Source organism: Streptomyces sp. LBL (assembly GCF_029893585.1).
GTDB lineage: Bacteria > Actinomycetota > Actinomycetes > Streptomycetales > Streptomycetaceae > Streptomyces.
In genome coordinates, this window is the sequence record NZ_JARXYX010000037.1 from 99,684 (window position 1) to 106,847 (window position 7,164).

The window sequence follows — 7,164 nt, forward strand, 5'->3', positions numbered from 1 at the left end:
CCATTAACTAAATCGTTACCTGGCGTGACCTGTCACACACCTCTGCAAGCGCCTCAGCCGTCACGGGAGACACGGCGCCCTCTTCGGTGACTATCGCCGTCACCAGCTCAGGAGGCGTCACATCGAACGCCGGGTTGTACGCCTGGGTCCCCAGGGGTGCCACCGGAATCCCGCCTCCCGCTCCCGTCACCGTCACCTGCGGTGACGTGATCTCGGTCACCTCGAACCCGGGGCGTTGCTCGACCTCGATGGCCGCCCCGTCCGGTGTGTCCGGATCCACCGTCGTCACCGGTGCCACCACGATGAACGGCACATGGTGGTACCGCGCGAGCACCGCGAGCGGATAGCTCCCCACCTTGTTCGCCACCGAACCGTCGGCCGCGATGCGGTCCGCCCCGATGAGCACCGCGTCCACCTCCCCGGCCGCGAACAGCGAGCCCGCCGCGCTGTCGGTCAGCAAGGTGTACGCCATACCGCGGCGAGCCGCCTCGTACGCCGTCAGGCGAGCACCTTGCAGCAACGGACGCGTTTCGTCCACCCACAGGCGCCTCAGCCGCCCCGCCCGATGCGCCGCCAGCGCCACCGCGAACGCCGTCCCCTCGCCACCCGACACGAGCGATCCCGTGTTGCAGTGGGTGAGGATCCGGTGCCCGCCGCCGGGCAGCAACTCATCCAACAGCGCCAGCCCCCGCTCGGCCATCCGGGCGCTGGCCTCGGCGTCCTCCCGGTGCAGCGTGCGCGCCGCGGTCAGCGCCGCCTCGGCGGCCTGCCGGGCATCACCGCCCTTGCCGAGTTCGGCCCGGTACGCGGAATGCGCCCTGCGCACCCCGACGGCCAGATTCACCGCGGTGGGACGCGCCCCCGCCAGCGCGGCCGCGGCGTCCTCCACGTCGAACCCTCGCGCGGCGGCGAGCGCGACGCCGTACGCCCCCGCGATACCGAGCAGCGGCGCCCCGCGCACGGCGAGCGAACGGATCGCCTCCACCAGCGCGGACGCGTCCGTACAGACGAACTCGACCTCCTCGGTCGGCAGCCTCGTCTGGTCGAGAAGTACCAGTACGGGACCTTCGGGGGGCTCTTCCCAGCGGATCGCCGGAATCTCGGTCGCTCTGCTGTCCTCGGCGGGTTGCGCGTGCTGATCAGCCATGTGATCAGTCTGCCCCTTATCCGGCGGACAATCGAAGGTGCCCAGCCCATACCGCGGCTGGTCACTCGGTGACCACCCCATGGCACGATGGCTGCCAACCTGCCGCCGCGACCGCGGACGGGCACCGTGAAGGAGCGACGATGAACGACACTCCGGGCTGGGCGTCGCCCGGATCCGCCCCGTCGGACGGGCAGCGGCCAGGTGCGTCCGGGCCCACCGAGCCCGTCGACCGCCCCGGACCCGCGGAGCAGCCGGGAGCGGAGCAGCCGGAGTCGGACCCGCAGCGCCCCGGCTCGCAGTGGTCCAAGGAACAGCCGCCTCGGGGCCAGTGGTCCGCGCCCACCGGCCCCGAGGCCCCCGGCCAGGCCCCGCCACCCCCGGCGCCCGGTCCCGGCTGGGGCACCCCGCCCCCGCCGGCCCCCGGTGGTCCCGGCGGCTTCGGCCCGCTCGCCGGACAGAGCGGATACGGCGGCTGGGGAGGCGGCCACCCCGGTTACGGAGGCTGGGGCGGCCCGCCGCCCGCGGCCAAGCCCGGGGTGATCCCGCTGCGCCCCCTCGGCGTCGGTGAGATCCTCGACGGCGCGGTCTCCACCATGCGCACCTACTGGCGCACGGTCCTGGGTATCTCCCTGACCGTCGCCGTCCTCACGGAGATCGTCGTCATCCTGCTTCAGGGCCTGGTCCTGAACGACACCGCCGGCACCGAGGCCCTCAACGACCCGAGCGCAACGTTCGACGAACTGACCCGCGCCATGGGCGAAGCCATGCTCGGCTCCGGCGTCGTCTTCCTGATCACGCTGATCGGCACGGTCGCCGCGACCGCGCTGCTCACCACCGTCACCAGCCGCGCGGTGCTCGGCAAGTCGGTCACCCTCAGCGAGGCCTGGCGCGACGCGCGCCCGCAGGTGCTGAAGCTGTCCGGCCTGATCATTCTGCTGCCGCTCATCGCCCTCGGCATCGTCTTCGTGGGCACGGTACCCGGCATCCTCCTGGCCGTCTCGGGCCAGACCAAGGGGGGAGGCGTGGCACTCGCCGTCCTCGGCGGCTTGGGCGCCGGCGTCGTCGCCCTGTGGCTGATGGTCCGCTTCTCCCTGGCCTCGCCCGCACTGATGCTGGAGAAGCAGAGCATCACCAAGTCGATGAGCCGCTCGACGAAGCTCGTCAGCGGCTCCTGGTGGCGGATCTTCGGCATTCAGCTGCTCGCGGGAGTCATCGCGAACATCATCGCGGCGATCGTGGTCCTTCCCTTCACCTTCCTCGCCGCCGCACTCAGCGGAGACGGCATCGGCAGCTTCCTCAACGGCACCGGCGACCTCGGCTGGACCTTCCTCGTCGTCAGCGGCATCGGCTCGGTGATCGGCTCCATGATCACGTTCCCGATCACGGCGGGCGTCGCCGTGCTCCTCTACGTCGACCAGCGCATCCGGCGCGAGGCCCTCGACCTCGAACTGGCCCGCGCCGCCGGTGTCCAGGGCTACGGCGCCACTCCCGGGAGCTGATGCGGTGAACCTGGCGGGGGGAGTTCTCACAGCGGTTCCGACACTGCCGCACCCGGTCGGCCCAGCCGTACGACTCGTGCTGCGCGCCGCCGGCACATCCGTACAGGCCGTGCTGCGCGCCGCAGACCCATCCGTGCGGGCTGTGCTGCGTGCCGCCGACACGGCGTCCGTCCTGTCGCTGACACGCTCCGCCGACGCACCACCGCTGACGACCTCACGCGACCCCGCGCGGGAGGCAGCCCGGCGCGAACTGTCCAAGCGGATGTACCACGAGAACGATCCCGGCCTCTTCCAGCGCGCCCTGAACGCGTTCTGGGACTGGGTCGGCAAGCTGTTCGACGCCGCCTCGTCCGCGGCTCCCGGAGGGCCGCTCGGCCTGGTCGTCGTCATCGTGGCCGTCCTCGCGGTCCTGGGGGCCCTGTGGTGGCGCCTGGGCACCCCACGCCGCCAACCCACCTCCGCCGCCGCCCTGTTCGACGACCGCCCCCGCAGCGCCGCCGAACACCGGTCCGCCGCCGAGGCACACGCGGCCCAGGGCCACTGGAACCAGGCCGTCCAGGAACGCATGCGGGCCATCGTCCGCTCTCTGGAGGAACGCGCCCTCCTCGACGTCCGCCCCGGCCGCACCGCCGACGAGGCAGCCGTGGAGGCCGGCCGCGCCCTGCCTTCCAGGGCAGACGGGCTGCGCACCGCCGCCCGGGACTTCGACGACGTGACATACGGCGGCCGAAGGGCGAGCGAGCAGTCGTACCACCGCATCGCCGAACTCGACCGCGACCTGGAGCGCACCAAGCCGCAGCTCGCGAGCAGCAGCCACAGCGCGGCCCACAACGCCCGCCAGGGAGCCGCCGAATGACCGCCGAGGCCACGCTCTCGTCCACCTCGGCCTCGCCCACCGCCCGCCAGGTGTGGCCCCGCGCGCGGGGCGTGGTCCTCGCGCTCGTGCTCCTCCTGGTGGGAGCCGTCACTATCGCGGCCATCCGCTCCGACGCCCGCCACGGCAGCCTCGACCCGCGCTCCGCCGACCGTTACGGCAGCCGAGCCGTGGCCGAACTCCTCGCCGACCGCGGCATCTCCACCCGCGTGGTCACGACTCTGGCCGAGGCGCGCGCCGCGGCCGGCCCGGACACCACCCTGCTGGTCGCCGTCCCCGATCTGCTGACCGAGCAGCAGCAGAGCCAACTGCACTCCGCGACCAACGCCTCCGGGGGCCGCACTCTCTTCGTCGCACCGGGCAGTTGGTCCGTCGAACGACTCGCCCCCGGCGTCGTCGCCGGCCCCGCCACCAGCCTCGACTCGACACTCGCCCCCGCCTGCGCCCTGCCCGCCGCTCGGCGCGCGGGCTCGGCGGACACCGGCGGAGTCCGCTACACCGTCACCCGACCGGGTGCGGACAAGTGCTATCCCAGCGAGCGCCTGGCCACCCTGGTGCGCCTCCCGGACCCATCCGGGGACGGCGACACCGTCGTAGTCGGCGCGCCCGACATCCTCTACAACGACACCCTCGACGAGCAGGGCAACGCATCGCTCGCCCTCCAACTCCTCGGCTCCCGCCCCCATCTGGTCTGGTACCTCCCCTCGCTCTCCGACACCTCCGCCGCCGACCCGGACGACGAAAAGGACTTCTTCGACCTGCTCCCCTCGGGTTGGCTCTGGGGCACGCTGCAGCTCTTCATCGCCGCGGCCCTCACCGCCCTCTGGCGGGCACGCCGGCTCGGCCCCCTCGTGCCCGAAAAACTCCCCGTGGCGATCCGCGCCTCCGAAACCGTCGAAGGCCGCGCCCGCCTCTACCGCAAGGCGAACGCCCGCGACCGCGCGGCCGCCGCTCTTCGCTCCACCACCCGCACCCGACTCGCCCCCCTCGTAGGCGTCCCCGTGGCCCAGGCGCACGCGCCCGAGGCCCTGCTGCCCGCCCTGTCCGCCCACCCCCACAGCCATGGGGACGGACAGGCCGTGCACGCTCTCCTCTTCGGGCCGCCGCCCAGCGACGACACGGCCCTCATCGCCCTCGCCGACCAACTCGACGCCCTCGAAAGAGAGGTACGCCGTCCATGATGGACCCGACCACTGACAACGCCGCGCACACGGGGGATCCGGACGCCGCCCGGGCCTCCCTGGAAGCCCTGCGCGCCGAGATCGCCAAAGCCGTGGTCGGCCAGGACCCCGCCGTGACCGGCCTCGTCGTCGCCCTCCTGTGCCGCGGACACGTTCTCCTCGAAGGAGTCCCTGGAGTCGCCAAGACCCTGCTCGTCCGCGCCCTCGCCTCCGCACTCGAACTCGACACCAAGCGCGTCCAGTTCACGCCCGACCTGATGCCGAGCGACATCACGGGTTCACTCGTCTACGACGCCCGCACCGCCGAGTTCTCCTTCCAGCCCGGCCCGGTCTTCACCAACCTCCTGCTGGCCGACGAGATCAACCGCACCCCGCCCAAGACCCAGTCCTCCCTCCTGGAAGCCATGGAGGAACGCCAGGTCACGGTCGACGGCACCCCCCGCCCCCTCCCGGAACCGTTCCTGGTCGCCGCGACCCAGAACCCGGTGGAGTACGAGGGCACCTATCCCCTCCCCGAGGCCCAGCTGGACCGTTTCCTCCTGAAGCTGACGATCCCGCTCCCCTCCCGCCAGGACGAGATCGACGTCCTCACCCGCCACGCCGAGGGCTTCAACCCACGCGACCTGCGCGCCGCCGGGCTACGCCCCGTCGCCGGCCCCGCCGACCTGGAAGCAGCCCGGGCCGCCGTCGCCAAGACGACCGTCTCCCCCGAGATCACCGCCTACGTCGTCGACATCTGCCGTGCCACCCGGGAATCGCCGTCTCTCACCCTCGGAGTCTCCCCGCGCGGGGCGACGGCCCTGCTGGCCGCGGCCCGCGCCTGGGCCTGGCTGACCGGCCGCGACTACGTCACCCCCGACGACGTCAAGGCGCTCGCCCTCCCCGCCCTCCGCCACCGGGTACGACTTCGTCCGGAGGCCGAGATGGAAGGCGTGACCACCGACTCCGTCATCAACGCGATCCTCGCCCACGTCCCCGTCCCCCGCTGATGGCACTCACCGGACGCGCCGCCCTCCTCGCGGCCCTGGGTTCTCTCCCCGTCGGCTTCTGGGACCCCAGCTGGGCGGGCATCCTCGCCGTGAACGCGCCCCTGGCCGTCGCCTGCGCCTGCGACTTCGCGCTGGCCGCCCCCGTACGCCGCCTCGCCCTGACCCGCTCCGGCGACACCTCCGCCCGCCTGGGCGAGGCAGCCGACGTCACTCTCACGGTCACCAACCCGTCCCGCCGGCCGCTCCGCGCCCACCTGCGCGACGCCTGGCCCCCCAGCAGCTGGCTGCCCGGCACAGAGGTGGCGGCCTCCCGCCACCGTCTGACGGTGCCCGCAGGCGAACGCCGCCGCGTCACCACTCGCCTACGGCCGACCCGCCGCGGCGACCGCCAGACGGACCGGATCACGATCCGCTCCTACGGCCCCCTCGGCCTCTTCTCCCGCCAGGGCACCCACAAAGTTCCTTGGACGGTACGCGTCCTGCCCCCCTTCACCAGCCGCAAGCACCTGCCCTCCAAGCTGGCCCGCCTGCGCGAACTCGACGGCCGCACCAGCGTCCTGACGCGCGGCGAGGGCACGGAGTTCGACAGCCTGCGGGAGTACGTCCCCGGGGACGACACCCGCTCCATCGACTGGCGTGCCACCGCCCGCCAGACCACGGTGGCCGTACGCACGTGGCGCCCCGAACGCGACCGCCACATCCTCCTGGTCCTCGACACCGGACGCACCTCCGCAGGCCGTGTGGGCGACGCCCCGCGCCTCGACGCCTCTATGGACGCGGCCCTCCTCCTGGCCGCCCTCGCCTCCCGCGCCGGCGACCGCGTCGACCTGCTCGCGTACGACCGTCGGGTACGCGCCCTCGTCCAGGGCCGCTCGGCAGGCGACGTCCTCCCGTCGCTGGTCAACGCGATGGCCAGCCTCGAACCCGAACTCGTGGAGACGGACGCCCGAGGTCTCGCGGCGACGGCACTCAGGTCGGCCCCGCGCCGCTCCCTGATCGTGTTGCTCACAGCCCTCGACACCGCGCCGGTCGAAGAGGGCCTCCTGCCCGTCCTCCCCCAGCTCACCAAGCGCCACACGATCCTGCTGGCATCGGTCGCCGACCCGCACATCGCCCGCATGGCGACAGCACGTGGAAACACCGAGGCGGTCTATGAGGCCGCAGCCGCCGCGCAAGCCCAAACTGAGCGCTACCGCACCGCGGCACAACTCCGCCGACACGGTGTGACGGTCGTCGACGCCACCCCTGACGATCTGGCTCCGGCACTGGCGGATGCGTATCTGGCGCTGAAGACAGCAGGACGCCTGTAAAAATACTGGGACTGGGGTGGGCTGGAGCTCGGGCATGTACCTCCCCCCAATACCCCTTGATATCCCCTGAACGCAGGAAACCCCGCACCAACCGGTGCGGGGTTTCCTTCAAAAATTGTTCGGCGGCGTCCTACTCTCCCACAGGGTCCCCCCTGCAGTACCAT

At 72.5% G+C, this 7,164-nt stretch carries 6 protein-coding genes; 5 read left to right on the forward strand and 1 reads right to left on the reverse strand.

Annotation, left to right across the window (positions count from 1 at the left end):
- Positions 1 to 7: 7 nt before the first annotated feature.
- Positions 8 to 1,147, reverse strand: a complete 1,140-nt coding sequence (gene mtnA, locus M2271_RS35135; RefSeq protein ID WP_280891489.1) for an S-methyl-5-thioribose-1-phosphate isomerase — start codon at positions 1,145 to 1,147, stop codon at positions 8 to 10.
- A gap of 140 nt (positions 1,148 to 1,287) precedes the next feature.
- Between mtnA and M2271_RS35140 the strand changes: the two genes are divergently transcribed.
- The 5 genes from M2271_RS35140 to M2271_RS35160 all read left to right on the forward strand — a co-directional run bounded on the left by M2271_RS35140 (position 1,288) and on the right by M2271_RS35160 (position 7,000).
- Positions 1,288 to 2,646: a hypothetical protein gene (locus tag M2271_RS35140; protein ID WP_280891490.1), complete on the forward strand. Its 1,359-nt coding sequence runs from the start codon at positions 1,288 to 1,290 to the stop codon at positions 2,644 to 2,646.
- Positions 2,647 to 2,788: 142 nt separating this feature from the next.
- Positions 2,789 to 3,502: a DUF4129 domain-containing protein gene (locus M2271_RS35145; protein ID WP_280891496.1), complete on the forward strand. Its 714-nt coding sequence runs from the start codon at positions 2,789 to 2,791 to the stop codon at positions 3,500 to 3,502.
- Entirely contained in the window at positions 3,499 to 4,701 is a 1,203-nt protein-coding gene (locus M2271_RS35150; RefSeq protein ID WP_280891491.1) for a DUF4350 domain-containing protein, read from the forward strand. The genes M2271_RS35145 and M2271_RS35150 overlap by 4 nt, the downstream gene beginning before the upstream one ends.
- Positions 4,701 to 5,690: a MoxR family ATPase gene (locus tag M2271_RS35155; protein WP_280891497.1), complete on the forward strand. Its 990-nt coding sequence runs from the start codon at positions 4,701 to 4,703 to the stop codon at positions 5,688 to 5,690. Before M2271_RS35150 ends, M2271_RS35155 begins: the two co-directional genes overlap by 1 nt.
- Positions 5,690 to 7,000 (forward strand): DUF58 domain-containing protein, encoded by a 1,311-nt coding sequence (locus M2271_RS35160; RefSeq protein WP_280891492.1) that lies wholly within the window; start codon positions 5,690 to 5,692, stop codon positions 6,998 to 7,000. The genes M2271_RS35155 and M2271_RS35160 overlap by 1 nt, the downstream gene beginning before the upstream one ends.
- Positions 7,001 to 7,164 lie beyond the last annotated feature (164 nt).